Origin of the sequence: Klebsiella sp. C239 (assembly GCF_048822715.1) — a bacterium.
GTDB lineage: Bacteria > Pseudomonadota > Gammaproteobacteria > Enterobacterales > Enterobacteriaceae > Klebsiella > Klebsiella quasipneumoniae.
Genome location: NZ_JBMEZK010000003.1, coordinates 603,181 through 627,728 on the forward strand (window position 1 = coordinate 603,181; position 24,548 = coordinate 627,728).

Genomic DNA, 24,548 nt, shown 5'->3' on the forward strand with positions numbered 1-24,548 from the left:
GGAAGGCCTTTTGCATCATAACAACCTGTTACGGGCGATAAACTTTTACGTTGCTGAAACCCTGCTCGCGCAGATAAAGCGCCTGCAGACGGCTCATCACCCCGCGTTCGCACCATAGCAGCCAGGTTTTGCTCTGATCGAGATCGCCAAATTTGGTGCTCAGCTTGTAGAACGGCAGGGAAACGACCTCAACCCCCTCGACCTTCAGCGGCTTGTCTTCCTGCTCGTCGATGGAGCGAATGTCGAGGATCGCATCGTTGGCGCCAAAGCCGGTCACGGTTTCCACTTCCACCACCGTCTCTTCCGTCTGCTGGGCGATTTCGCGGATATCGATATTGCTCGCCTCTTCCACCACTTTATCGAGGATGCTGAAATCGAAGTGTTCTTCTTCCGCTTCAATCTTCGCCTTCACCGCCTTCACGGTCGGGCTTTTGGAGATCACGCCGCAGTACTCCGGCATGGTGCGGGCGAAATCTTCCGTGCCGATCTCGCGGGCCAGGTCGATGATGTGCTCTTTATCGTGCGAAATCAGCGGACGCAGGATCAGGGTATCGGAGACGTTGTCGATCAGGCGCAGGTTGGTGAGAGTCTGACTGGAGACCTGGCCCAACGCTTCGCCGGTGACCAGCGCCTGCACGCCGTAGCGTTCCGCGACCTTTGACGCGGCGCGGACCATCATGCGCTTAAGCACCACGCCCATCTGACCGTCATCCACTTTTTCGAGGATTTCGCCGACCACCGGCTCAAAGTTAATCGCCACAAAGCGAACGCGGTGTGAACTGCCGAAGCGGTTCCACAGATAATGCGCGACCTGGCGGACGCCAATCTCATGGGCGGCACCGCCAAGGTTAAAGAAGCAGTAGTGCACACGGCAGCCGCGGCGCATCAGCATGTAGCTGGAGACGCCGGAGTCAAAGCCGCCGGAAATCAGCGACAGCACATCTTCCTGCGTGCCGATCGGGAAGCCGCCGATACCTTCATAGCGGCCTTTCACCAGCAGCAGGCGATCGTTTTCAATCTCAAGATTGACGGTGACGTCCGGGTCGGTCAGCTTCACGCGCGCCGTTTCAATATGCTGATTCAGGCCGCCGCCGACGTAGCGCTCCACCTCAATTGAGGTGAATTCATGTTTGCCGCGACGCTTCACCCGCACGCAGAAGGTTTTGCCTTCCAGCGCCTCGCGCCACAGCGGCAGCGTCTGCTCAAAAATATCGTGCAGGGAGGTGAACGGTACGTCTTCGACTTCCAGAATATGGTGGATGCCGGGAATACGGGTCAGCGCATCGCGAATAGCCGGGCGCTGATTTTCATCTTTCGCGCGAACTTCGATATGATCCCAATGACGAACGACGGCCAGCGTCTCGTCATAGTTTTTGAGAACGTTACGAATGTTCCCGGTTAAGATTTTAATGAAGCGCAACCGCACAGATTGGCTTTTGATGGTGATTTCCGGGAACAATTTAATGATAAACTTCATGGCGACAATAGTTCGTTGGCAAGCCCGACGGGGCTTTAAGCAAAAGTTGTAAAGCAGCGCACACCGGTGCCTGCATCCTGGGCGCGGAGTATATCACCATTGCGCGTTATTTGCTTACACGCGTGACTTCGTTACCATACCCGGTATTGCCGTCGCGACATAACAAGAGTCTACATTCACTATGCCAAAGAAAAATGAGGCCCCGGCCAGCTTTGAAACTGCGCTGGGCGAACTGGAGCAGATCGTTAACCGTCTGGAAAGCGGCGATTTGCCGTTAGAAGAAGCGCTCAGCGAATTTGAGCGCGGGGTCCAGCTGGCCCGCCAGGGGCAAAGCCAGCTACAGCAGGCCGAACAGCGCGTGCAGATCCTGCTGGCGGATAGTGAAGATTCCCCGACCACGCCTTTTACGCCGGACGCTGAATAAATGGATTTCCCGCAACAATTGCAGGCCTGTGTGGAACAGGCTAACGAGGCGCTGCGCCGTTTTATCGCGCCGCAGCCCTTTCAGAACACTCCGCTGGTGGAAGCGATGCATTATGGCGCACTCTTAGGCGGTAAACGCCTGCGTCCCTTCCTTGTCTACGCTACCGGCGAGATGTTCGGCGTGAGCCGCACCACGCTGGACGCCCCTGCCGCCGCGGTCGAATGCATTCATGCTTATTCCCTGATGCATGATGATTTGCCGGCGATGGATGATGACGATCTGCGTCGCGGACTGCCGACCTGCCATATTAAATTTGGCGAAGCCAACGCAATTCTTGCGGGAGATGCCCTGCAAACGCTGGCGTTCTCTATACTCAGTGATGCGCCGATGACGGACGTCCCTGACCGGGATCGTCTGGCGATGGTTTCCGAACTGGCGCAGGCCAGCGGCGTGGCGGGCATGTGCGGCGGCCAGGCGCTGGATCTGCAGGCGGAAGGACAGCAGGTGAATCTGCAGGCGCTGGAGCGTATCCACCGCCACAAAACGGGCGCGCTGATCCGCGCCGCCGTCCGCATGGGGGCGCTGAGCGCCGGCGAACGTGGGCGCGCCGCCCTTCCCGCGCTGGATCGCTATGCGGAAAATATCGGCCTGGCCTTCCAGGTCCAGGATGACATTCTCGACGTGGTAGGGGATACTGCGACCCTTGGCAAACGTCAGGGTGCCGACCAGCAATTGGGTAAAAGCACCTATCCCGCCCTCCTGGGCCTTGAGCAAGCCCGGAAGAAAGCGCACGACCTGATCGCTGATGCCCGCCGGTCGTTAGATGAACTGGCCGCACAATCTCTGGATACTTCGGCACTGGAAGCGCTCGCGAATTACATTATTCAGCGCGATAAATAAACAATAAATGAGTCTCTGATGAGTTTTGATATTGCCAAATACCCGACCCTGGCGCTGGTAGATTCCACCCAGGAGTTGCGCCTGTTGCCAAAAGAGAGCCTGCCGAAGCTGTGTGATGAGCTGCGGCGCTACCTGCTGGACAGCGTCAGCCGCTCCAGCGGTCACTTTGCCTCTGGCCTCGGCACCGTGGAACTGACCGTGGCGCTGCACTACGTCTATAACACGCCCTTCGATCGCCTGATCTGGGACGTCGGCCACCAGGCCTACCCGCATAAAATTCTGACCGGCCGCCGCGACAAAATCGGCACCATTCGCCAGAAAGGCGGCCTGCACCCCTTCCCGTGGCGCGGTGAGAGCGAGTACGACGTACTGAGCGTCGGTCACTCCTCCACCTCCATTTCCGCTGGCATCGGGGTGGCTATCGCCGCCGCGAAAGAGGATAAGCAGCGGCGCGCGGTGTGCGTGATTGGCGACGGGGCGATCACCGCCGGCATGGCGTTTGAGGCGATGAACCACGCCGGAGATATCAAACCCGATCTGCTGGTGGTGCTGAATGACAATGAAATGTCGATCTCCGAGAACGTCGGCGCGCTGAACAATCATCTGGCGCAGCTGCTCTCCGGTAAGCTCTACTCCACCCTGCGCGAAGGCGGCAAAAAGGTCTTCTCCGGCGTACCGCCGATTAAAGAGCTGCTTAAGCGGACCGAAGAGCATATCAAAGGCATGGTGGTGCCAGGGACGCTGTTTGAAGAGCTGGGCTTTAACTACATCGGCCCGGTGGATGGCCACGATGTGCTCGGTCTGGTCAGCACTCTGAAGAACATGCGTGACCTGAAGGGCCCGCAGTTCCTGCATATTATGACCAAAAAAGGCCGCGGCTATGAGCCCGCCGAGAAAGACCCGATCACTTTCCACGCGGTGCCGAAGTTCGACCATACCAGCGGCGTGCTGCCCAAAAGCAGCGGCGGTCTCCCCTCCTACTCGAAAATCTTCGGCGACTGGCTGTGCGAAACGGCGGCCAAAGATAGCAAGCTGATGGCCATCACCCCGGCGATGCGCGAAGGTTCAGGGATGGTGGAATTTTCGAAGAAATTCCCCGATCAGTACTTTGACGTCGCCATCGCCGAGCAGCATGCGGTCACCTTCGCCGCCGGACTGGCGATTGGCGACTACAAGCCCGTCGTCGCCATCTACTCCACGTTCCTGCAGCGAGCCTACGATCAGGTGATCCACGATGTGGCTATTCAGAAGCTGCCGGTGCTGTTTGCCATCGACCGCGCCGGGATTGTCGGCGCAGACGGCCAGACGCATCAGGGGGCGTTCGATCTCTCCTTCCTGCGCTGTATTCCGGATATGGTGGTGATGACGCCGAGCGATGAAAATGAATGCCGCCAGATGCTGCACACCGGCTACCACTACAGCGACGGACCCTGCGCGGTGCGCTATCCGCGCGGCAGCGGCACCGGCGCGACGCTGGAGCCGCTGGCATCGCTGCCGATCGGCAAAGGGGTCGTGAAGCGCCAGGGCGAGAAGGTAGCGATCCTTAACTTCGGCACCCTGCTGCCGGAAGCCGCGGCGGTGGCGGACAAACTCAACGCCACCCTGGTGGATATGCGCTTTGTGAAGCCGCTGGATACCGCGCTGATCCTGCAGCTGGCAGGCGAGCACGACGTTCTGGTGACGCTGGAAGAGAACGCCATTATGGGCGGCGCCGGCAGCGGCGTGAATGAAGTGCTGATGGCCCATCGCCGGGCGGTACCGGTACTCAATATTGGCCTGCCGGATGTCTTTATTCCGCAGGGCACTCAGGAAGAGATCCGCGCCGACCTCGGCCTTGATGCCGCCGGCATTGAAGCCAAAATCCTCGACTGGCTGGCATAATCGCCCCTCCCGCTCCTGCTATGCTTAAGGGATACCCTTGATGAATAGCAGGAGCGCACTATGCACTATATCCCCCTCGGCGATACTGCCTTACGTGTTTCCCGACTCTGCCTCGGCTGCATGACCTTCGGCGAGCCGGACCGCGGCAGGCACGCCTGGACGCTTCCGGAAGAGAGCAGTCGCCCGCTCATTCAGCACGCCATTGAAGGCGGCATCAACTTCTTCGATACCGCCAACAGCTACTCCGACGGCAGCAGCGAAGAGATCGTCGGCCGCGCCCTGCGCGACTTTGCCCGCCGCGATGAGGTGATTGTCGCCACCAAGGTCTATCACCAGGTCGGCGATCTGGCGGAAGGGCTTTCCCGGGCGCAGATCCTGCGCTCCATCGACGACAGCCTGCGCCGTCTCGGGATGGACTATGTCGACCTGCTGCAGATCCACCGCTGGGACTACAGCACCCCGATTGAAGAGACGCTCGAAGCGCTGGACGAGGTGGTGAAAGCCGGCAAAGCGCGCTATATCGGCGCCTCGTCCATGCATGCCCGGCAGTTTGCCCAGGCGCTGGCGCTTCAGCAGCAGAATGGCTGGGCGCGCTTCATCACCATGCAGGATCACTACAACCTGATTTACCGGGAAGAAGAGAATGAGATGCTGCCCCTGTGCCAGCGTAACGGCGTGGCAGTGATCCCGTGGAGCCCGCTGGCGCGCGGCAGGCTGACCCGCCCATGGGGTGAGACCACCGCCCGGCTGGTCTCGGATGAGTTCGGCAAATCGCTTTACAGCACCAGCGAAGAGAACGACGCGCAGATCGCCGGGAATCTCGCGGACGTGGCGGAAGAGCTCGACGCCAGTCGCGCACAGGTCGCCCTCGCCTGGCTGTTAAGCAAGCCCGGCGTCGCCGCGCCGATTATCGGTCCGTCGCGTCAGGAGCAGCTCGATGACCTGCTGCAGGCGGTGGATTTGACGCTATCTTCGGAACAGATCGACAAACTGGAGGCGCCCTATCAGCCGCATCCGGTGGTGGGATTTAAGTGACGGGCGTGATTTCCCCGACAGCATGGCGCTGCCGGGGAGCAGCGGTCAAAGCAGACCGATCGGCCAGTGATGGCCAATAACATACAGCACGCCGGCGGAGATCACGCCGGCGACGATATCGTCCACCATGATCCCCATTCCGCCGTGAATATTGCGGTCAAACCAGCGAATCGGCCACGGTTTCCACATATCGAAGATACGGAAAATGACGAAGCCGGCGGCCACCCACTGCCAGTCGAGGGTCGGCAGCGCCATCAGGGTGATCCACATCCCGACGAACTCGTCCCAGACGATGCTGCCGTGGTCATGGGTGCCCATATCTTTGGCCGTACGATGGCACAGATAAACTCCGATACAGATGCTCATCATCACCACCAGCGAGTAGAGCTGCCAGGGGAGAAAAGTCATCAGATACCAGAACGGGATCGCCGCCAGCGAGCCCATCGTCCCCGGCACCACCGGGCTTAAGCCGCTGCCAAAGCCGGTCGCCAGCAGATGCCACGGATTACGCATACTCAGGCGGCTAAGCGCCTCGTCTCGACTACGCAAAGTGATCGTATCCCTTTAAATCAAGCGTGACCGGCTTACCGTCACGGATAAACTGCAAACCTTCGCTCTCCGGCGCAATCTGTCCGATACAGGTAAAACGCGCGCCTAGATGGCCAAGGGCCACGTCCAGCGCCCCGCGGTTCAGTTCCGGTACGGTAAAGCACAGTTCGTAATCTTCTCCACCGGCGAGCGCCCAGCGCAGCGCCTGCTCGGGCTCAACCTGGCGCAGCATGGCGTCAGAGTACGGCATGGCATCAAGATCGATGCGCGCGCCGCAGTCGCTGGCTTTGAGAATATGACCCAGATCGGAGATCAGGCCGTCGGAGAGATCGATGGCCGACGTCGCCAGGTCGCGCAGCGCCTGGCCCTGCAGCACGCGGGGCATCGGACGCAGGTGACGGGCCAGCAGGTAATCGGCATCCGTCGGCGCATCCACCGTCAGACGGTTCTGCAACAGCGCCAGGCCGGCGGCGCTGTCCCCCGGAGTGCCGGTGACATAGATCCAGTCTCCCGGCTTCGCACCTGAACGTTTCATGGCGCGCCCTGGCGGCACAAAGCCGTGGATACCCAGAGTCATGGCGAGCGGGCCGCGGGTGGTGTCGCCGCCAATCAGCTGCATATCGTAGTAGTCAAGCTGGACAAACAGGCTGTCGCTGAAGGCTTCCAGCCAGGCTTCATCCACCTCCGGCAAGGTCAGCGCCAGGGTGAGCCACGCCGGCTCCGCGCCCATCGCCGCGAGGTCGCTCAGGTTTACCGCCAGCGCTTTATAGGCGAGGTCGGCCGGGTCGATATCGGGTAAGAAGTGATTGCCCGCCACCAGAGTGTCGGTGCTGATTGCCAGCGTTTTTTTCTCGGGAATATTCAGGAGAGCGCAGTCGTCGCCGATACCGGTTTCGACATCAAGACGAGCGCTTTTAACGCGATCAAAATAACGGGCAATCAGGGAGAATTCGCCACATGCCATACGTTATGCCTCAGCAAAATAATAAATAAGGCCGGGTTGCGAGGCGACCCTCGCAAAACCCGGCCTGCAGTTTACTTCTTGTGGGGACGAATTACCGGAGCCGCTTTGTCCAGCACGCCGTTGACGAACTTGTGGCTATCTTCAGCGCCGAAGGTTTTCGCCAGTTCGATAGCTTCATTGATGGCCACTTTATACGGTACGTCATCACGTTTGGATAGCTCAAACAGCGCGATACGCAGCACCGCTTTTTCCACCTGACCCAGCTCTTCCAGCTGACGGGACAGGTAGGGCTTCATCAGGCCGTCGAGGTACGCGCTGTTAGTCGCCACTCCGGACAGCAGTTCGCGGAAATACAGAACATCAACATCTTTTACGTCCTGTTCCGCCAGGAACTGGTATTCGACATCAGCGATGTCGTTGTGGGACAACTGCCAGGAGTAGAGCGCCTGAACGGCACACTCACGGGCGCGGCGACGAGCAGCAGGTTTCACGGAATTCCCCTTACAAAAATCAGGCCTTGATGGCTTTCAATACGTTAATCATTTCCAGCGCGGTCAGCGCAGCTTCTGCGCCTTTGTTACCGGCTTTGGTGCCAGCGCGCTCGATGGCTTGTTCAATACTTTCAGTGGTCAGAACACCAAAGGCTACCGGGATTTCGCTGTCCTGAGCGACGTGCGCCAGGCCATTGCTGGCACCGCCAGCCACATATTCAAAGTGGGCGGTACCGCCGCGAATCACCGTACCCAGCGCAATCACCGCGTCATATTTACCGGTTTTCGCCAGTGCGCCAGCCGCCAGCGGCAGCTCGTACGCGCCTGGAACCCAAACAACGGTGATGTTTTCATCTTTTACCTGACCAATGCGTTTCAGGGCGTCAATCGCACCTTCCAGCAGGCTGTCATTGATAAAGTTGTTGAAACGCGCAATGGTGATGGCGACGCGAGCGTCCGGGGTAGCAACGTTAGCTTCAATAATGTTCATACTCTTCCTTCGGGTTCATGTGCCCCGCAAGGGGGGCGGATTTTATCATATTATTCTGAGCGCTGCTTCCTAATAATCAGGAAAGCCTCACGCAGTGGTTAAATGCAGGCAGACATCCGGGCCAACCTGACGTATCTCATTGAATTTGAAATGGGGCGCCTGGCTCAGTTCTTCAAGCCCCGGCAGCGCGCATAATCCACGCGCCGCATTGCCTAACAGTTTAGGCGCAATATAGACGATAAGCTCGTCGACCAGGCCCGCCTGCAGCAGCGCCCCGGCAAGCATGGCCCCCGCCTCCACCCAGACGCTGTTGATCTGCTGTTTGCCGAGCAGCATCATCAGCAGCACCAGATCGAGATGGCCGTTATGTTCCGGAACCAGCAGCGTGCGCACGCTGTCCGGCCACTGGCGCTCATCGGCGCTCAGGCGGGCAAACAGCGTTTCCCCCGCCTGCTGCACAATACGATGCTCGGGCGTGACGCGGTTCTGGCTGTCGATAACGACGCGCAGCGGCTGGCGCAAATTCGCTTCGGGATACAGCGCCTGGGTATCGGCGCTCAGCTCCTGCCAGCGCACGGTCAGCGCCGGATCGTCCGCCAGCACGGTGGCGCTGCTGGTCAGGATAGCATGGCTCTGGGCGCGCAGACGCTGCACGTCGCGTCGCGCCTGCGGGGAGGTGATCCACTGGCTTTCGCCGCTGGCCATCGCCGTGCGGCCGTCCAGCGAGGCGCCCAGCTTGAGCTGGACCCAGGGAAAACCGGTGCGCATCCGCTTCAGGAAGCCCTTATTCAGCGCTTCCGCCTCGTTCATCATCAGCCCGTGGCTGACGTCAATACCGGCCTGCTGCAGACGATACAGGCCGCGCCCCGCCACCTGCGGGTTCGGATCCTGCATCGCGGCGACCACGCGGCTGACGCCGGCGGCAATCAGGGCGTCGCAGCACGGCGGCGTACGACCGTGGTGGCTGCAGGGCTCGAGGGTGACGTAGGCGGTGGCGCCGCGCGCCTTTTCCCCGGCCATCCGCAAGGCGTGCACTTCGGCATGCGGCTCGCCGGCGCGATAGTGGAACCCTTCGCCGACGATCTCGCCGTCTTTGACAATGACGCAGCCAACGTTAGGGTTAGGATGGGTGGTAAAGCGACCGCGGGCGGCGAGCTTGAGCGCACGCGCCATGTACATTTCGTCCTGCATGGCTTAGTCCTGTAAGCGGGCGATCTCTTCGCCGAATTCTTTGATATCTTCGAAGCTGCGATAGACCGACGCGAAGCGAATATAGGCGACTTTATCCAGTTTTTTCAGCTGCTCCATCACCAGGTTGCCGATCATTTTGCTGGCCACTTCGCGCTCGCCGGTGCCGCGCAGATGGGTTTTGATATGGTTGACCGCCATTTCGACGTCATCGGCGCTGACCGGACGTTTCTCCAGCGCTTTCAGCATCCCACTGCGCAGCTTGTCTTCGTTGAAGGGTTCACGTACATCGTTACTCTTCACCACCCGCGGCATGACCAGCTCCGCCACTTCAAAGGTGGTAAAGCGCTCATTACAGACCAGACACTGCCGACGGCGACGCACGGAAGAGCCTTCCCCTACCAGACGAGAGTCGATCACTTTGGTATCCACGGCGAAACAGAAAGGGCAATGCATAGCGCGTCCTGACAGGTAGTTAAACTGAAGGGTAGTTTACCGCGAAGTGACCTGACTACAAAGAAAGAGCTTTTGAGACAAAGGATCTATGGGAGAGTCAGGCGGTTTGGCTAACATTAAGCATCCTCTGCAAACGGAATCCTGACCATGACAAGACGTTACCTGAAACTCGCCATCGCGGGCAGCCTGTTTACCCTGACCGCCTGCGCCCAGCAAAGCGAAATCCGCCAGATGCACCAGAGCGTGAGTACGCTGAGCCAGGAGATGACCCAGCTCAATCAGCAAACGATCAAAATTACCCAGCAAAACGCGCTGAACGCGAAATCCACCCGCGGCGTCTATCTGCTGCCGGAGGCGAAAACCCCGGCGCGGCTGGAGAGCCAGATCGGCACCCTGCGCATGTCGGTGGCGAGCATTACGCCGGATGGCGACGGGTCACGCCTGACCTTACGTATTCAGGGCGAATCCAACGATCCGCTGCCGGCCTTTACCGCCACCGTCGCCTCCGGACAGATCACCGGCACTACCCACAGCTACCAGGAAGTGAATGTTCAGGATCAATTGATCAGCGCCCCGGCCAGCATTCTCGCCCCCAGCGATGTCGATATCCCGCTGCGCCTGAACGTGACGCCGGACAAAGTCGGTTTTATTCGCGTCCACGATATCCAGCCCGCCGCCGCGCAGTAAGCCTTGCCGCCGGGCTTCCCCCTGCCCGGCGACGTCCTGTCCCGTTATTCTTATCCACTTACAACTTTTCGCAAGAGTTCATTAGAAATCGTTCTGCATCGCGATTTTCAGTAGCATTTTGTCAAGAAATGCATAGAATCGTGAACGCAATCGATTACGCATGTTCTGGTTATGTGAAACAACACGTATTTTTGTGAGCAATGATTCCTATAATAGACCCCCACAGAAACACGAAATATTTAGAAACGCTTCGGCACTTCTTTTAACGCCTTCAGGCTCAATTTAAACAGTGGCATTACTATGAAAAAAACATTACTGGCAGCGGGTGCGGTTGTGGCGCTCTCCACTTCTTTTACCGCGGGCGCGGCAGAAAACGACAAACCGCAGTATCTGTCTGACTGGTGGCACCAGAGTGTTAACGTGGTGGGCAGCTACCACACCCGTTTTGGACCGCAGATCCGTAACGATACCTACCTGGAATACGAAGCGTTCGCCAAAAAAGACTGGTTTGATTTCTACGGCTATATCGATGCCCCGGTATTCTTCGGCGGCAACAGCACGGCAAAAGGTATCTGGAACAACGGCTCCCCGCTGTTTATGGAGATCGAACCGCGCTTCTCTATCGATAAGCTGACCAACACCGACCTGAGCTTCGGGCCGTTCAAAGAGTGGTATTTCGCGAACAACTATATCTACGATATGGGCCGCAATGACTCCCAGGAGCAGAGCACCTGGTATATGGGTCTGGGTACCGATATCGACACCGGCCTGCCGATGAGCCTGTCGCTGAACGTCTACGCCAAATACCAGTGGCAGAACTACGGCGCGTCCAACGAAAACGAGTGGGACGGCTACCGCTTCAAAGTGAAATACTTTGTGCCGCTGACCGACCTGTGGGGCGGTTCGCTGAGCTACATCGGCTTCACCAACTTCGACTGGGGCTCTGACCTCGGCGATGACAACTTCTACGATCTGAACGGGAAGCACGCGCGCACCAGCAACTCCATCGCCTCCAGCCATATCCTGGCGCTGAACTACGCGCACTGGCACTACTCGGTGGTGGCCCGTTACTTCCATAACGGCGGCCAGTGGGCTGACGATGCCAAGCTGAACTTCGGCGATGGCGATTTCAGCGTCCGCTCAACCGGTTGGGGTGGTTACTTTGTGGTTGGTTACAACTTCTGATTGCTGAAACGGCAGGACAGCGCCCGGGCCTCCCGGGCGTTTTTATTTCTCCCACACGTCGCAGCGGACCTTGCGCAGAAAATCGCTTAACGAGCGGTCGGCGCACTCGCTGAATCGACGCTCGGTCGCCCTGACCGCCAGACAGCGGTCGAGGCGAAAGTTGCGATAATCATTGCGCAGCTCGCACCAGGCCACCAGCAGCCAGCGCTCCCCCCAGAAAAACAGCCCCAGCGGCAGCACGTCGCGCTCGGTCACCCGACCGGACTCATCCTGATAGCGCAGCGCCAGCACCTGCTGGCCGGAGACCGCCTGATGAATGACGTCAAAGAAGGTTTTGGCATAGCGATGGGCGCCGAGATCGGGGGCAAACAGGCGGGTCTGCTCCGCCTGGCGCCGGCGCGCCTCCGGCAGGATCGCCAGCATCTTCTCCTGGGCAGACTCCAGCGATTGCGACAGCGCCTCGCCGCCCCAGGTTTTCAGCAGCCGGATCGCGGCGATCAGCGCTTCGGATTCTTTGGTGGTCAGCATTAGCGGCGGCAGATCGTAGCCCGCCAGCAGGCGATAACCACTCCCCGCCTCGCCCTCCACCGGCACGCCGGAGAGGGAGAGATCGCGAATATCGCGATACACGGTGCGCTCCGACACGCCCAGCCGCTCCGCCAGCAGCGCGGCGGTGGTGAGCCGCCTGCCGCGCAGGATCTGCACAATCTGAAATAAACGGTCGGCGCGTCGGGTCATGTCTCACTTCACAAAAAGTTCAGGTTAAGCCGGTTGGTGCAGGCCAACGCGGTTGCCCTCGCTGTCAGTAAACAGCGCGATGGTGCCAATATCATTCGGCAGCGTCAACGGCCCGAAAACACATGCCCCACCCGCCGAGGCAACGCGGTCGAGGGTGGCGGCAAGATGGTCTGTATGCAGGTAAATAATAGCGCCCTGCGCAGAGGGCGCGATACCCTCAAATTTGGCCAGCGCGCCGCCGGGGGCCGGATCCTGATGCGGGAACACCGCCAGCTCGGCGCAGTCCATGGTTTCGCGACGCAGCGTCACCTGCATTACCGGCTCATAAAACGCGACGGCGCGATCCATATCGGCGACCGGAATTTCAAACCAGTTAATCACGTTATTCATACTTCCTCCTGCTCGTTAGTGAGTTCAGAAGGAGTGTATGGGAGGGCTCCTGACAGCATACTGTCAGCAGGTTTTGTAGCGGGCAAAAAAAATCCCGGCCGCCTGGCCGGGATTGCGTTATTTCAACTGAACCGTATTACGGCAGAATAGACGGCTGGTCCGCCCCTTCTTTTTCGACCTTCTGCTGCAGCAGATGCTCGCGCTTCATGCCCAGCTTCAACGCCAGCGCGGAGGCGACGTAGATAGAAGAAGCCGTACCGATGGAGACACCGATCAGCATGGTCAGCGAGAAGCCTTCCAGAATAGGGCCGCCGAACAGGAACAGCATCAGGATCACCATCAGGGTGGTCCCGGAGGTGATCAAGGTACGGTGCAGCGTCTGGGTCAACGACACGTTGAAGATCTCGTACGGCGTACCGCGGCGGATCTTACGGAAGTTTTCACGGATACGGTCCGATACCACGATACTGTCGTTCAGCGAGTAGCCGATAACCGACATCAACGAGGCCACAATGGTCAGGTCGATCTCGATATGGAACAGCGACAGCACCCCCATGGTGATCACCACGTCGTGCGCCAGGGCGATAACCACCCCCGCCGCCAGACGCCATTCGAAGCGGAAGCCGACGTAGATCAGGATACAGACCAGCGCGGCAATCAGCGCCAGGGCGCCGGTTTGCGCAAGGTCCGCGCCGACGCTCGGGCCGACAAACTCAATACGCTTCACCGCCGCGTTCTGGCTGGTCGATTCGTTAATCACCGTCACGACCTTGCTGCCCAACTCCTGGCTGACGTTGGCGTCATGCACCGGCGGCATACGTACCATGATGTCGCGGCTGCTGCCAAAGTTCTGCACCTGCGGCTCTTCAAAGCCCGCTTTCTGCAGGGAATCGCGCATCTGGTCCAGATCGACCGGCTTCTCAAGGGTAATTTCGATCACCGTACCGCCGGTGAAATCGAGACCCCAGTTAAAGCCGCGGACGCCGATGATGGCGATCGACACAATCAGCAGAAAGCCTGAAATGCCGAAGGCCCAGTAATCCCAGCGCATAAAGTCCCAGACTTTACGGCCGTGGTTCAATTGTTCAACAGTATATTCCTGTGCCACAACGCACTCCTCAGATAGACAGCTTTTTAACGCGCTTGCCGCCGTACAGCAGGTTCACGATGGCACGGGTGCCGACGATAGCGGTAAACATTGAGGTCGCGATACCGATACCGGTGGTAATCGCAAACCCTTTAATGGCACCGGTACCGACCGCGTACAGGATGATCACTTTGATAAGCGTCGTCACGTTGGCGTCGAAGATCGAGCTGAACGCGCCGCGATAACCTTCGTCAATCGCCTGCTGAACGGTACGCCCGTTGCTCAGCTCTTCTTTGATACGCTCGTTGATCAGAACGTTAGCATCGACCGCCACCGCAAGGGTTAACACGATACCCGCGATGCCCGGCATGGTCAGCGTCGCCCCCGGGATCAGGGACATAATGCCGACAATCAGCACCAGGTTGGCAATCAGCGCCGAGGTCGCAATCAGACCGAACTTCTTATAGAAGAGGATCATGAACAGGATAGAGACCACCAGGCCGGCCAGACAGGCTTCCAGACCCTGCTTGATGTTCTGCATGCCAAGGGTTGGGCCGATAGTCCGCTCTTCGACGATCTGAATCGGCGCAATCAACGCGCCGGCACGCAGCAGCAGCGACAGCTGGCGAGCTTCGTTCGGGTTGCTGATACCGGTAATACGGAAGCTGTTGCCCAAGCGCGACTGGATGTTGGCGATGTTAATCACCTCTTCCTCTTTCGCCAGGATAGCGCGACCGTTGGCGTCTTTCTTACCGCTGTCTTTATACTCCACGAACAGGGTCGCCATCGGCTTGCCGATGTTGTCCTTGGTGAAGTTGGACATGATGTTGCCGCCCGCGCTGTCCAGCGAGATGTTGACCTGCGGCTGGTTGTACTCATCCATGCTGGAGGTCGAGTCGGTGATATGGTCACCGGTCAGGATCACCCGCTTGTACAGCACCACCGGCTGGCCTTCACGCGTCTCTTTCACTTCCGAGTCGCCCGGCACGCGGCCTGAGGCGGCGGCGGACTGGTCCACGTTGGTATTGACCAGACGGAACTCGAGGGTCGCGGTCGCGCCAAGGATCTCCTTCGCCCGCGCGGTATCCTGGATACCCGGCAGCTCAACCACGATGCGATCAGCGCCCTGACGCTGAACCAGCGGTTCGGCGACGCCCAGCTGGTTCACACGGTTACGCAGAATGTTAATGTTCTGCTGGACCGCATACTCACGCGCTTCTTTCAGGCGCTCATCGGTCATCACCGCTTTCAGGCTGTTGTCACCCTGAGAGGAGATTACCAGATCGCGATGGCGAGGGCTGAGATAAGAGATAGCCTGGTCGCGCGCCGCGCTGTCGCGGAAGACGATGCTCAGACCATAGTTGTCTTCCTTGCGCACGGTCGCGTAAGGAATGCCTTTGTCGCGCAGCTCGCTGCGCAGGCTATCGATGTTCTGTTCCTGCAGTTTGCCTAACGCGGTGTCCATGTCGACTTCCATCAGGAAGTGCACGCCGCCGCGCAGATCAAGACCCAGCTTCATCGGCTCGGCATAGAGTGCCGCCAGCCAGCGTGGGGTTGCCGGAGCAAGGTTTAGCGCCACGACGTATTTGTCACCCAACACGGTAAGCAGCGCTTCACGCGCGCGCAGCTGGGTATCAGTGGTGTCGAAGCGCGCAAGAATAGCGCCCTCTTCCAGTGCCACAGACTTCGCGGTAATTTTTTCTTCTTGTAAAGTTTTCTGGACCTGGATCAGCGTTTGCTCACTGGCGGCGACGCCGCGCGCGCCAGTGATTTGAACAGCCGGATCCTCACCATACAGGTTGGGAAGCGCATAGATCAGGCCGACGACAATGACGACGACCAGCATGACATACTTCCACAAAGGATAACGGTTTAACACGGCAGTTCCCTTTGGGAAAAGTTAGATTACAGCGCCTTCATGGTGCCTTTCGGCAGAACGGCAGCAACGAAGTCACGTTTGATAACCACTTCAGTGGTATCGTTCAGCGCGATAGCAATGTAGCCAGTTTCCGCTACTTTGGTCACGCGACCGACCAGACCGCCGTTGGTCAGCACTTCATCACCTTTGGCGATGGAGTTCATCAGGTTCTTATGTTCCTTGGTGCGCTTCTGCTGTGGACGCAGGATCATGAAGTAAAAAATCAGACCGAACACCACCAGCATCAGAATCAGAGACATCGGGCTGCCCTGCGCCGGTGCACCCGTTGCCGCTACCGCATCAGAAATAAAAAAGCTCATTGAAATTCCCTCATTATTAAAATTAATCAACGTTCAAAGGAGGCACGGTGCGCCCCTGACGTTGGTAAAAATCGGTCACGAAGCTCTCTAATTTACCCTCTTCGATAGCCTTGCGTAAACCAGCCATTAAACGCTGATAGTAGCGCAGGTTATGAATGGTATTGAGACGCGCGCCCAATATTTCGTTGCAACGGTCAAGGTGATGCAAGTAAGCGCGTGAATAATTGCGACATGTATAGCAATCACACTCGGCGTCCAGCGGCGCGGTATCGCTTTTGTGCTTCGCGTTGCGGATTTTCACCACGCCGTCGGTGACGAACAGGTGGCCGTTACGCGCGTTGCGCGTCGGCATGACGCAGTCGAACATATCGATACCGCGACGTACCCCTTCCACCAGATCTTCCGGCTTCCCGACGCCCATCAGGTATCGTGGTTTATCGGCCGGGATCTGCGGGCAGACGTGCTCCAGAATACGGTGCATGTCTTCCTTCGGCTCGCCGACCGCCAAACCGCCGACAGCGTAGCCATCAAAGCCAATCTCTACCAGACCTTTCACCGAGATATCACGTAAATCTTCGTAAACGCTGCCCTGAATGATGCCGAACAGCGCATTTTTATTGCCAAGGCTATCGAAACGGTCGCGGCTGCGCTTCGCCCAGCGCAGAGACATCTCCATCGAGCGCTTGGCGTAATCCCAGTCCGCCGGGTACGGCGTACATTCGTCGAAGATCATCACGATATCGGAACCGAGATCGTACTGAATCTCCATGGATTTTTCCGGATCGAGGAAAATCGGATCGCCGTTGATCGGGTTACGGAAGTGGACGCCCTGCTCGGTGATCTTACGGATATCGCCAAGGCTGAACACCTGGAAGCCGCCGGAGTCGGTCAGGATCGGTCCTTTCCACTGCATAAAATCGTGCAGATCGCCGTGCAGCTTCATGATCTCCTGACCCGGGCGCAGCCACAGGTGGAAGGTGTTGCCGAGAATAATCTGCGCGCCGGTGGCTTCCACCTCTTCCGGCGTCATCCCTTTGACGGTGCCGTAGGTGCCAACGGGCATAAAGGCCGGTGTTTCCACCACGCCGCGCTCAAACACCAGGCGACCGCGGCGGGCGCGACCGTCGGTGGTATCCAGTTCAAATTTCATGCTTGCTCCTGCGTCAGAAAAACAGTCCGACGTTTTGATACTCGCCACGGAATGATTCCGTGGCTAAAAATGCGTCATGGCGTGCCAAAAGCCGGCGGGCCGGCCTTTTCAGGGACGCTCAGAAATAGCCTGCGGATTGTACGTGATAAACATCGCATCCCCGTAGCTAAAAAAGCGATATTTCTGCTCCACCGCTACCTTATAGGCGTTCATGGTGTGCTGATAACCCGCAAACGCCGACACCAGCATAATCAGTGTGGATTCAGGGAGATGGAAGTTGGTCACCAGCGCATCGATCACCTGGTACTGATAACCCGGATAGATGAAAATCTGCGTATCGTCGAAGAACGGCGCGATCAGGGCGTCTTTCGCCGCCTGCGCCGCGCTCTCCAGCGAGCGTACCGAGGTGGTGCCCACCGCGATCACGCGATTGCCGCGCGCTTTCGCCGCCAGCACCGCATCGACCACCTCCTGCGGCACTTCCGCATATTCTGAGTGCATCGTGTGCTCTTCAATGCTGTCGACGCGCACCGGCTGGAAGGTACCCGCGCCCACGTGCAGGGTGACAAACGCCATCTCAACGCCTTTAGCGCGCAGTTTGTCCAGCAGCGGTTCGTCGAAGTGCAGACCCGCGGTCGGGGCGGCTACCGCGCCCGGCCGGGTGCCGTAGACGGTTTGATAGAGCTCGCGGTCAGCGTCTTCGTCCGGGCGATCAATGTAGGGCGGCAGCGGCATATGGCCGATCCCGTTAAGGATCTCCAGCACCGGGCGCTCGTCGTTAAATTCCACTTCAAACAGCGCGCCGTGACGCGCCAGCATGGTGGCCTGAATGCTCTCGTCGTCGCCCAGCAGCAGCTCGGCGCCCGGCTTCGGCGCTTTCGAGGCGCGAATATGGGCGAGGATGCGCTTATCATCCAGCATCCGCTCCACCAGCACTTCAATCTTGCCGCCGCTGGCCTTGCGGCCGAACAGACGCGCCGGGATCACCCGGGTGTTGTTAAACACCAGCAGATCGCCGGGATTGAGCTTATCGAGGATGTCGGTGAAGGTGCCATGCGTCAGCGCGCCCGTCGGCCCGTCCAGGGAGAGTAAGCGGCAGCTACTGCGCTCAGGCATCGGATAGTGGGCGATCAGGGATTCGGGTAGTTCAAAAGCAAAATCGGTAACGCGCATGACGATAACTCAGACTGAATAAAGAGGCGGGTAGTCTAGTGCCGGGGCGGTCTGCCTGCAACCTTTACCCCTCCGGATGAATGACATAATCTATATTCCAAATCATTCCGAATGCCGCCATGCGGCAGCCGAATGCATCACCGGTGGCAGAGGGCCGCGCGCGGCCAGACAGCACGCCATCCGGGCACCGGGGCTGCCGTTCAGGGCGACGCGCAGCGCTACACCGCTCACTCTGCCCGCCAGAAAGTATTTGAAGGATGTCGTCACTATGAATTTTCTCGCCCACCTGCACCTGGCCCATCTCGCCGACAGTTCGCTGCCCGGCAATCTGATGGCCGACTTTGTGCGCGGCAACCCGCAGGGCGACTATCCGGCGGAGATTGTTGACGGCATCTATATGCATCGGCGGATTGACGTGCTGACTGACAACCTGGCGGAAGTCAAAGAGGCGCGGGAGTGGTTTCGCCCGCAGACCCGCCGCGTCGCCCCGATCACCCTCGACGTCATGTGGGATCATTTCCTGTCGCAGCACTGGGCGCAGCTCTCCCCTGACCTGCCGCTGGAGGAGTTCGTGCGCTACGCCGAGCGGCAGATCGTCCCCATCCTGCCCGACTCGCCGCCCCGCTTCGTCAATCTCAACCAATATCTCTGGTCGGAGCGCTGGCTGGAACGCTATCAGGAGATGGATTTTATTCAGCGCGTGCTTAACGGCATGGCCAGCCGCCGCCCGCGTCTCAAGGCGCTGCGCGACTCCTGGCAGGATCTGGATACCCACTACGACCGGCTGGAGGGGCAGTTCTGGCGCTTTTATCCGCAGATGATGCGTCAGGCGAAAAACAAACAGCTGTAATCGCTGCGACATTGATAGGTAAAAGCTGGCTGAACGATTGTCGGTGCCTCTTTGTGTTATTGGCGGACAGGCTCTATACTTGCCCGCGTTGCGTTCCAAATAACCTTAGTAATTACAGGAGAATCAAATGGTTCTGGTCACTCGTCAAGCGCCGGATTTTACTGCAGCCGCTGTGCTGGGTAATGGTGAGATCGTTGAGAAATTCAATTTCAAACAGCACACCAACGGTAAACCTACCGTTCTGTTCTTCTGGCCGATGGACTTCACCTTCGTTTGCCCGTCTGAGCTGATCGCGTTCGACAAACGTTACGAAGAATTCCAGAAACGCGGCGTGGAAGTGGTTGGCGTTTCCTTCGACTCCGAGTTCGTGCACAACGCATGGCGTAACACCCCGGTAGACCAGGGCGGTATCGGCCCGGTTAAATACGCGATGGTTGCTGACATCAAACGTGAAATCCAGAAAGCTTACGGTATCGAGCATCCGGACGAAGGCGTTGCCCTGCGTGGTTCCTTCCTGATCGACGCTAACGGCGTGGTTCGCCACCAGGTGGTTAACGACCTGCCGCTGGGCCGTAACATCGACGAAATGCTGCGCATGGTTGACGCGCTGCAGTTCCACGAAGAGCACGGCGAAGTTTGCCCGGCGCAGTGGGAAAAAGGAAAAGAAGGTATGGCTGCCTCTCCGGAAGGCGTTGCAAAATACCTGACCGAAAACGTCTCCAGCCTGTAATCGGCACACGTTTTTATAAAAGGCTCGCTCAGGCGGGCCTTTTTTGTTAGCGACGTCAAAATTTAGAAAAATGACCCGGCGATATTTGTGACCAGGAATACACTTCTGCCGAAAAATTTCGCTCTGCCTCTCATTTTTTCTCTGTCAAATTTCAGCGCCAAATCTCAACCACTCCATAACCCACTGAAAATCATATAAATTATTTATATGGTTTTCTGCCGGCACTTTGCCGTCGATGTGATCGCCATCAATATTTAAAACCGCGGATGTGATCTCATCCATCATTTTTATCAATGTATTTGGTCATGATTTTACTCAGGAACAGGAATACGTTCAGGAGAAGAGAATGGATATTATTTTTGACCCGACGTTAATCGCCCTGAAGCAGAATATTTCCCATGCGGAAGAGGCCATCGAACTGGCGGGTTCATTACTCGCCAGGCGTCAGATTTGCAGCGCCGAATATGTCAGCGAGATGCTGACGGTATACGAAGATTTTGGCGCCGCTATCGTGATAGATGACGGGATTGCCATGCCGCACGCCCGCCCGGAAAAAGGGGCATTGCAGACCGGATTTTCGCTTGTCACCACCGCCACGCCAGTGACCTTCGGCCACGATGAGTTCGATCCGGTTACCGTCGTCATCGCCATCGCCGGCGCCGATGCTGACAGTCATATCAAAATGATCCAACTGATAGCCTCGCTGATCGAGTCAGATATCGTGACCTTTCTTCAGCAGGAAACTGACGTGAATTCAGTCTTACATTTCATCCAAAAACAAATGGAGTAGTCATTATGTTAGTTATCAGAACGGTTTGTGGTAACGGTATTGGCAGTTCATTGATGGCTGCGAATAATGTGAAGAAGATCTGTGAAGAATTAGGTATCAAAGCGGACGTCGCCTCGGTCGATTTTGCTAACGCCGTCGGGGAAAAAGCCGACCTTTATGTCACGATCAAAGAACTGGCAAATCAATTTCCGGCCCACTGTCATGTCGCCATTATTCGCAGCTATGTCCATAAAGCAAAAATCGCCGAGGATATTACTGACGCGCTGATGAAAATTGCTGCGACTCACTCTTAATCAGCATAGAGGGAACGACCATGCAGGCTATTCTTAGTTTCTTAACGGAAATATTCAGTCAACCCGCTTTTTTAATGGGGCTTATCGCCTTCGTTGGCTTAGTGGCGCTGCGCTCCCCCGGCAACAAACTCCTTACCGGCACATTAAAGCCGATTTTAGGCTATTTGATGTTGAGCGCTGGCGCAGGCGTTATCGTTGCCAATCTCAACCCGTTGGGCGGCATTATCGAAGCGGGATTTAATATCCGCGGCGTTATTCCGAACAATGAAGCCATTGTCTCCGTCGCCCAGAAGATGCTGGGCGTGGAAACCATGAGTATTTTGCTGTTGGGCTTTATTTTCAATCTGATCATTGCCCGCTGCACAAAATATAAATATATCTTTCTCACCGGTCATCACTCATTCTTTCTCGCCTGCCTGTTCTCCGCCGTCCTGCAGGCGGCGGAGTTCCAGGGCTGGATGTTGATCCTGATCGGCGGATTCCTGCTGGGCTCATGGTCGGCCATCTCCCCCGCCATTGGCCAGCGTTACACCAGGCAGGTGACCGAGGACGGCGGGATCGCCATGGGCCATTTCGGCTCTCTGGGCTACTACCTCTCGGCGTGGATCGCCAGCCGGACCGGTAATCCGGCAAACTCCTTCGCCGATACCGAAATCTCAGAGAAATGGGGTTTTCTGCGCGATACCACCGTCACCACCGGTATCGTGATGTTTGTTATCTACTTTATCTGCAGCGCTGTCGCCGGGTCGGCGTACCTGAGCACCATCACCGACCAGAACATGCTGATCTTCTCCGTGCTGACCGGTCTGCAGTTCGCCGTTGGCGTAGCCATTGTCTACAACGGCGTGCGCTTGATCCTGGGCGATCTGGTGCCGGCATTCCAGGGCATCAGCCAGAAACTGATCCCGGACTCCATCCCGGCCGTTGACTGCGCGGTGTTCTTCACCTTTAGCCCCACCGCGGTGGTGGTGGGATTCATCAGCTCCTTTGTGGGCGGGCTGGTCGGGATGCTCATGCTCGGCGGACTGGGCATGGCGCTGATTATTCCCGGCATGGTGCCGCACTTCTTCTGCGGCGGTACCTCCGGGGTCTTTGCCGACAAGCTGGGCGGTAAGCGCGGTTGTATCATCGCCGCCTTTATCGGCGGGATCTTCCTGGCCTTCCTGCCGGCGATGCTGCTGCCGGCGCTCGGCAACCTCGGGTTTGAAAACAGCACCTTCGCCGATTTCGACTTCGCGGTGTGGGGCATCATTATCGGTAACGCGTTTACCCAGTTTGGCCAGGTCACTATCTACCTGATTTGTCTGGCGCTGCTCGTCGCGCTGCTGGCGCCTTTCTGCTTCCGTCAGGTACGGGTGGTGGGCAACACGCTCAGCTATGAGGAGCTTATCGCCAAGCAGAAAAATGAATAAGCGAGGTCATTTTTCCCGGCGGGACGGTCAAGCTTCCCGCCGCTGACAAATAATCAGGAGTGGTTATGGCTATTTTGTCCATTGGATTTGCTTGTTTCGATCAGTTTTTCTTTCTCAATGAATGGCCCCAGGAGAATACTAAAAACTTTTGTCATGATTTTATCGAAAGCGGCGGCGGCCCGGCGGCCAATGCGGCCTGGCTGCTGGGATTATGGGGGGAGGAGGTCTATTACATCGGCCATCTGCATCAGGATCTTTACGGTCAGCGCATTATCGATGAGTTTGCCGAAGCGGGCGTGAATACCAGCCAGGTGGTTTTCTCCGATGACATGATCACCCCGCTGGCCTCGGTGCTCGTCAATCGCTTAACGGGTTCGCGGACGATTATTACCCGCAAGATGCAAACACCGCCTTCCCTGACCTACGATCAAAAGCTCAAACTGGACGACCTCGCCGAGCGACTGATTGCCGCCGAGGAGCCAGTCACTATTTTAATTGACGGCCATGAGGCGGAAATCAGTGAATATTTAATTAAGAAACTGCCCAACGCCAGAGTCGTGATGGACGGTGGGTCACTGCGTGCCAGCAATATTAAACTGGCGGCCTGGACCGACTATTTTGTGGTGAGCGAACATTTTGCCCGCGACTATATGAGCTATCGCTCGCTGAGCACCGAAGCAGAAATTAAAGCAGCGCTGATTGAGCTGAATAAAATTTGCCGCGGCGAGGCATTTATTACCCTTGGCGAAAAAGGCTGCGCTTTTTTAAAAGGCGGTATGCTGCAGATCGTTCCTTCCTGGCTGTGCAATGCCGTGGATACCACCGGAGCCGGGGATGTATTTCACGGCGCCTTCACCTATGGCGTCCACTACTCATGGCACATAGATAATATTATTTTATTTGCCAGCCTCACTGCCGCCATTTCTATTGAGAAAAAAGGGGTACGGGAATCTATGCCGGACCTGGCGGTCGTCCACCACTCGTTAAATAGCTACGAGAGAAACTTAAAGCAATATTTTGAAGAATAACTGTATTTAATAAATATCAAGAGGTGAATATGTTAGTGTCGATGAAGGACATGCTCCAGCATGCCTTGAGGGACGGCTACGCCGTCGGTCAGTTCAACATTAATAATCTGGAATGGGTTGGCGCCGTATTAAGCACCGCCCAGCAGTGCCGCTCACCGGTTATTTTGGGCGTGTCCGGCGGCACGGTTAAGCATATGCTCGGGTTAAAATGTATTCATGACATCGTGGTTAACGCCATGGAGTATTTACATATTGATGTTCCGGTGGCGCTGCATCTGGATCATGGCACCACCCGGGAGGCCTGCGAAGCGGCGATCGCCGCCGGCTTCAGTTCCATTATGTTTGATGGCTCACATCTGCCGTTCAGGGAAAACCTGGCCATTACCCGCCACCTGGTGACGCTGGCGCACAGCAAAGGTATCTCCGTGGAGGCCGAACTGGGGACTATCGCCGGTAGCGAAGACGGCATTGTCAATTCCGAAGTCATCTATGCCGATCCGCAGGAGTGCTACACCCTGGTGACAGAAACCCAGGTGGACTGCCTCGCCGCCGCGCTGGGCTCCACCCATGGCCTGTATAAAGGCAAAGCCAGGCTGGGATTTAGCGAGATGAAAGCCATTGCCGAGCGGGTGAAGGTTCCGCTGGTGCTGCATGGCGGCACCGGTATTGCCGATGAGGATATGCGCCGGGCGATTGCCTGCGGCACCGCCAAGATTAACGTTAATACCGAAAATATGTACGCCTGGTGCCAGCAGGTGAAGGCGATCTTCGCTGCCGATACCGGGCACGATGTGAACGATCCGCGGAAAGTGATCGCCCAGGGGCTGCAGCCGGTACGCGAGATGATTGCCCGCCGCATGGCGCTATTTGGCTCACAGCAGCGCTATTGATGCGTGAAAGGTGGCTGAGACCTCCGCCCCTGAGCTACCGGGGCGGAGGCGT

The 24,548-nt window shown here is 57.6% G+C and carries 28 protein-coding genes and 1 pseudogene; 13 read left to right on the top strand and 16 right to left on the bottom strand.

Annotation, left to right across the window (positions count from 1 at the left end; all coding sequences use genetic code 11):
• Positions 1–28 precede the first annotated feature (28 nt).
• Positions 29–1,477 carry a tRNA uracil 4-sulfurtransferase ThiI gene (thiI, locus tag ACOI6Z_RS11750; RefSeq protein ID WP_004151340.1) on the bottom strand — a complete coding sequence of 483 codons (1,449 nt, stop codon included), beginning with the start codon at positions 1,475–1,477 and terminating at the stop codon, positions 29–31.
• 181 nt (positions 1,478–1,658) lie between these two features.
• Here thiI and xseB point away from each other — a divergent pair, with 181 nt between their 5' ends.
• Genes xseB through ACOI6Z_RS11770 form a run of 4 tightly spaced genes read left to right on the top strand, consistent with a single transcriptional unit; the run spans position 1,659 to position 5,717 of the window.
• A complete protein-coding gene (gene xseB, locus ACOI6Z_RS11755) occupies positions 1,659–1,901 on the top strand; it encodes an exodeoxyribonuclease VII small subunit (protein ID WP_004204824.1) in 243 nt (80 codons plus the stop codon).
• The gene (gene ispA / locus ACOI6Z_RS11760; protein WP_004204826.1) at positions 1,902–2,801 is read left to right on the top strand and encodes a (2E,6E)-farnesyl diphosphate synthase; all 900 of its coding nucleotides are present in this window, start codon (positions 1,902–1,904) and stop codon (positions 2,799–2,801) included.
• An 18-nt stretch (positions 2,802–2,819) separates the two neighbouring features.
• Positions 2,820–4,682 carry a 1-deoxy-D-xylulose-5-phosphate synthase gene (gene dxs / locus ACOI6Z_RS11765; protein ID WP_023288599.1) on the top strand — a complete coding sequence of 621 codons (1,863 nt, stop codon included), beginning with the start codon at positions 2,820–2,822 and terminating at the stop codon, positions 4,680–4,682.
• A 60-nt stretch (positions 4,683–4,742) separates the two neighbouring features.
• On the top strand, positions 4,743–5,717 hold the full coding sequence (locus ACOI6Z_RS11770) for an aldo/keto reductase (protein ID WP_082225972.1): 975 nt from the start codon (positions 4,743–4,745) through the stop codon (positions 5,715–5,717).
• Between the two features lie 45 nt (positions 5,718–5,762).
• Here the strand turns inward: ACOI6Z_RS11770 and pgpA are convergent, their stop codons facing one another.
• The 6 genes from pgpA to nrdR form a co-directional block, all read right to left on the bottom strand.
• Complete coding sequence (gene pgpA, locus ACOI6Z_RS11775) at positions 5,763–6,266, bottom strand: phosphatidylglycerophosphatase A (RefSeq protein ID WP_004177266.1); 504 nt, start codon at positions 6,264–6,266, stop codon at positions 5,763–5,765.
• Positions 6,259–7,230, bottom strand: a complete 972-nt coding sequence (gene thiL, locus ACOI6Z_RS11780; protein WP_023288597.1) for a thiamine-phosphate kinase — start codon at positions 7,228–7,230, stop codon at positions 6,259–6,261. Before thiL ends, pgpA begins: the two co-directional genes overlap by 8 nt.
• A gap of 71 nt (positions 7,231–7,301) precedes the next feature.
• Positions 7,302–7,721, bottom strand: a complete 420-nt coding sequence (nusB, locus tag ACOI6Z_RS11785) for a transcription antitermination factor NusB (protein ID WP_002891356.1) — start codon at positions 7,719–7,721, stop codon at positions 7,302–7,304.
• A gap of 19 nt (positions 7,722–7,740) precedes the next feature.
• Positions 7,741–8,211 carry a 6,7-dimethyl-8-ribityllumazine synthase gene (gene ribE, locus ACOI6Z_RS11790; RefSeq protein ID WP_001021161.1) on the bottom strand — a complete coding sequence of 157 codons (471 nt, stop codon included), beginning with the start codon at positions 8,209–8,211 and terminating at the stop codon, positions 7,741–7,743.
• Between the two features lie 87 nt (positions 8,212–8,298).
• Positions 8,299–9,402, bottom strand: coding sequence for a bifunctional diaminohydroxyphosphoribosylaminopyrimidine deaminase/5-amino-6-(5-phosphoribosylamino)uracil reductase RibD (gene ribD, locus ACOI6Z_RS11795; protein ID WP_072413915.1), 1,104 nt, complete (start codon positions 9,400–9,402; stop codon positions 8,299–8,301).
• A gap of 3 nt (positions 9,403–9,405) precedes the next feature.
• Positions 9,406–9,855 carry a transcriptional regulator NrdR gene (gene nrdR, locus ACOI6Z_RS11800; protein ID WP_002890417.1) on the bottom strand — a complete coding sequence of 150 codons (450 nt, stop codon included), beginning with the start codon at positions 9,853–9,855 and terminating at the stop codon, positions 9,406–9,408.
• 147 nt (positions 9,856–10,002) lie between these two features.
• Here nrdR and ACOI6Z_RS11805 point away from each other — a divergent pair, with 147 nt between their 5' ends.
• Positions 10,003–10,542, top strand: a complete 540-nt coding sequence (locus ACOI6Z_RS11805) for a DUF3251 domain-containing protein (protein ID WP_023288595.1) — start codon at positions 10,003–10,005, stop codon at positions 10,540–10,542.
• Between the two features lie 300 nt (positions 10,543–10,842).
• Positions 10,843–11,727 carry a nucleoside-specific channel-forming protein Tsx gene (locus ACOI6Z_RS11810; protein ID WP_004204836.1) on the top strand — a complete coding sequence of 295 codons (885 nt, stop codon included), beginning with the start codon at positions 10,843–10,845 and terminating at the stop codon, positions 11,725–11,727.
• A gap of 42 nt (positions 11,728–11,769) precedes the next feature.
• On the opposite strand, the gene ACOI6Z_RS11815 is transcribed toward ACOI6Z_RS11810, so the two are convergent.
• The 8 genes and pseudogenes from ACOI6Z_RS11815 to ACOI6Z_RS11850 form a co-directional block, all read right to left on the bottom strand.
• A complete protein-coding gene (locus ACOI6Z_RS11815; RefSeq protein ID WP_023288594.1) occupies positions 11,770–12,465 on the bottom strand; it encodes a helix-turn-helix transcriptional regulator in 696 nt (231 codons plus the stop codon).
• Positions 12,466–12,489: 24 nt separating this feature from the next.
• Positions 12,490–12,855 carry a VOC family protein gene (locus tag ACOI6Z_RS11820; protein ID WP_016160371.1) on the bottom strand — a complete coding sequence of 122 codons (366 nt, stop codon included), beginning with the start codon at positions 12,853–12,855 and terminating at the stop codon, positions 12,490–12,492.
• A gap of 136 nt (positions 12,856–12,991) precedes the next feature.
• Positions 12,992–13,963, bottom strand: coding sequence for a protein translocase subunit SecF (gene secF / locus ACOI6Z_RS11825; RefSeq protein ID WP_008805371.1), 972 nt, complete (start codon positions 13,961–13,963; stop codon positions 12,992–12,994).
• Positions 13,964–13,973: 10 nt separating this feature from the next.
• Positions 13,974–15,821, bottom strand: coding sequence for a protein translocase subunit SecD (gene secD, locus ACOI6Z_RS11830; RefSeq protein ID WP_008805370.1), 1,848 nt, complete (start codon positions 15,819–15,821; stop codon positions 13,974–13,976).
• Positions 15,822–15,847: 26 nt separating this feature from the next.
• Entirely contained in the window at positions 15,848–16,180 is a 333-nt protein-coding gene (gene yajC / locus ACOI6Z_RS11835; protein ID WP_002890398.1) for a preprotein translocase subunit YajC, read from the bottom strand.
• Positions 16,181–16,202: 22 nt separating this feature from the next.
• A complete protein-coding gene (gene tgt / locus ACOI6Z_RS11840; protein ID WP_002890395.1) occupies positions 16,203–17,330 on the bottom strand; it encodes a tRNA guanosine(34) transglycosylase Tgt in 1,128 nt (375 codons plus the stop codon).
• A gap of 108 nt (positions 17,331–17,438) precedes the next feature.
• Entirely contained in the window at positions 17,439–18,503 is a 1,065-nt protein-coding gene (gene queA, locus ACOI6Z_RS11845) for a tRNA preQ1(34) S-adenosylmethionine ribosyltransferase-isomerase QueA (protein ID WP_004204841.1), read from the bottom strand.
• Positions 18,504–18,567: 64 nt separating this feature from the next.
• Positions 18,568–18,683 (bottom strand): annotated as a pseudogene (locus tag ACOI6Z_RS11850) (hypothetical protein).
• Positions 18,684–18,771: 88 nt separating this feature from the next.
• Here ACOI6Z_RS11850 and acpH point away from each other — a divergent pair.
• Together acpH and ACOI6Z_RS11860 are read left to right on the top strand one after the other, a co-directional pair.
• A complete protein-coding gene (gene acpH / locus ACOI6Z_RS11855; RefSeq protein ID WP_065812694.1) occupies positions 18,772–19,353 on the top strand; it encodes an ACP phosphodiesterase in 582 nt (193 codons plus the stop codon).
• 127 nt (positions 19,354–19,480) lie between these two features.
• Positions 19,481–20,083 (top strand): peroxiredoxin, encoded by a 603-nt coding sequence (locus tag ACOI6Z_RS11860; RefSeq protein ID WP_004178733.1) that lies wholly within the window; start codon positions 19,481–19,483, stop codon positions 20,081–20,083.
• A 144-nt stretch (positions 20,084–20,227) separates the two neighbouring features.
• Here ACOI6Z_RS11860 and ACOI6Z_RS11865 read toward each other — a convergent pair whose 3' ends face one another.
• Positions 20,228–20,374 carry a hypothetical protein gene (locus tag ACOI6Z_RS11865; protein ID WP_065812714.1) on the bottom strand — a complete coding sequence of 49 codons (147 nt, stop codon included), beginning with the start codon at positions 20,372–20,374 and terminating at the stop codon, positions 20,228–20,230.
• Between the two features lie 55 nt (positions 20,375–20,429).
• Here ACOI6Z_RS11865 and ACOI6Z_RS11870 point away from each other — a divergent pair, with 55 nt between their 5' ends.
• From ACOI6Z_RS11870 to fba, 5 genes are all read left to right on the top strand, one after another.
• Positions 20,430–20,873, top strand: coding sequence for a PTS sugar transporter subunit IIA (locus ACOI6Z_RS11870; protein ID WP_044521234.1), 444 nt, complete (start codon positions 20,430–20,432; stop codon positions 20,871–20,873).
• A gap of 5 nt (positions 20,874–20,878) precedes the next feature.
• A complete protein-coding gene (locus ACOI6Z_RS11875) occupies positions 20,879–21,166 on the top strand; it encodes a PTS sugar transporter subunit IIB (protein WP_017898931.1) in 288 nt (95 codons plus the stop codon).
• Positions 21,167–21,186: 20 nt separating this feature from the next.
• Complete coding sequence (locus ACOI6Z_RS11880; RefSeq protein ID WP_044521232.1) at positions 21,187–22,578, top strand: PTS ascorbate transporter subunit IIC; 1,392 nt, start codon at positions 21,187–21,189, stop codon at positions 22,576–22,578.
• Positions 22,579–22,643: 65 nt separating this feature from the next.
• Positions 22,644–23,606 (top strand): carbohydrate kinase family protein, encoded by a 963-nt coding sequence (locus tag ACOI6Z_RS11885; RefSeq protein ID WP_420687337.1) that lies wholly within the window; start codon positions 22,644–22,646, stop codon positions 23,604–23,606.
• A 35-nt stretch (positions 23,607–23,641) separates the two neighbouring features.
• The gene (gene fba / locus ACOI6Z_RS11890) at positions 23,642–24,496 is read left to right on the top strand and encodes a class II fructose-1,6-bisphosphate aldolase (RefSeq protein WP_072199152.1); all 855 of its coding nucleotides are present in this window, start codon (positions 23,642–23,644) and stop codon (positions 24,494–24,496) included.
• Positions 24,497–24,548: the final 52 nt, after the last annotated feature.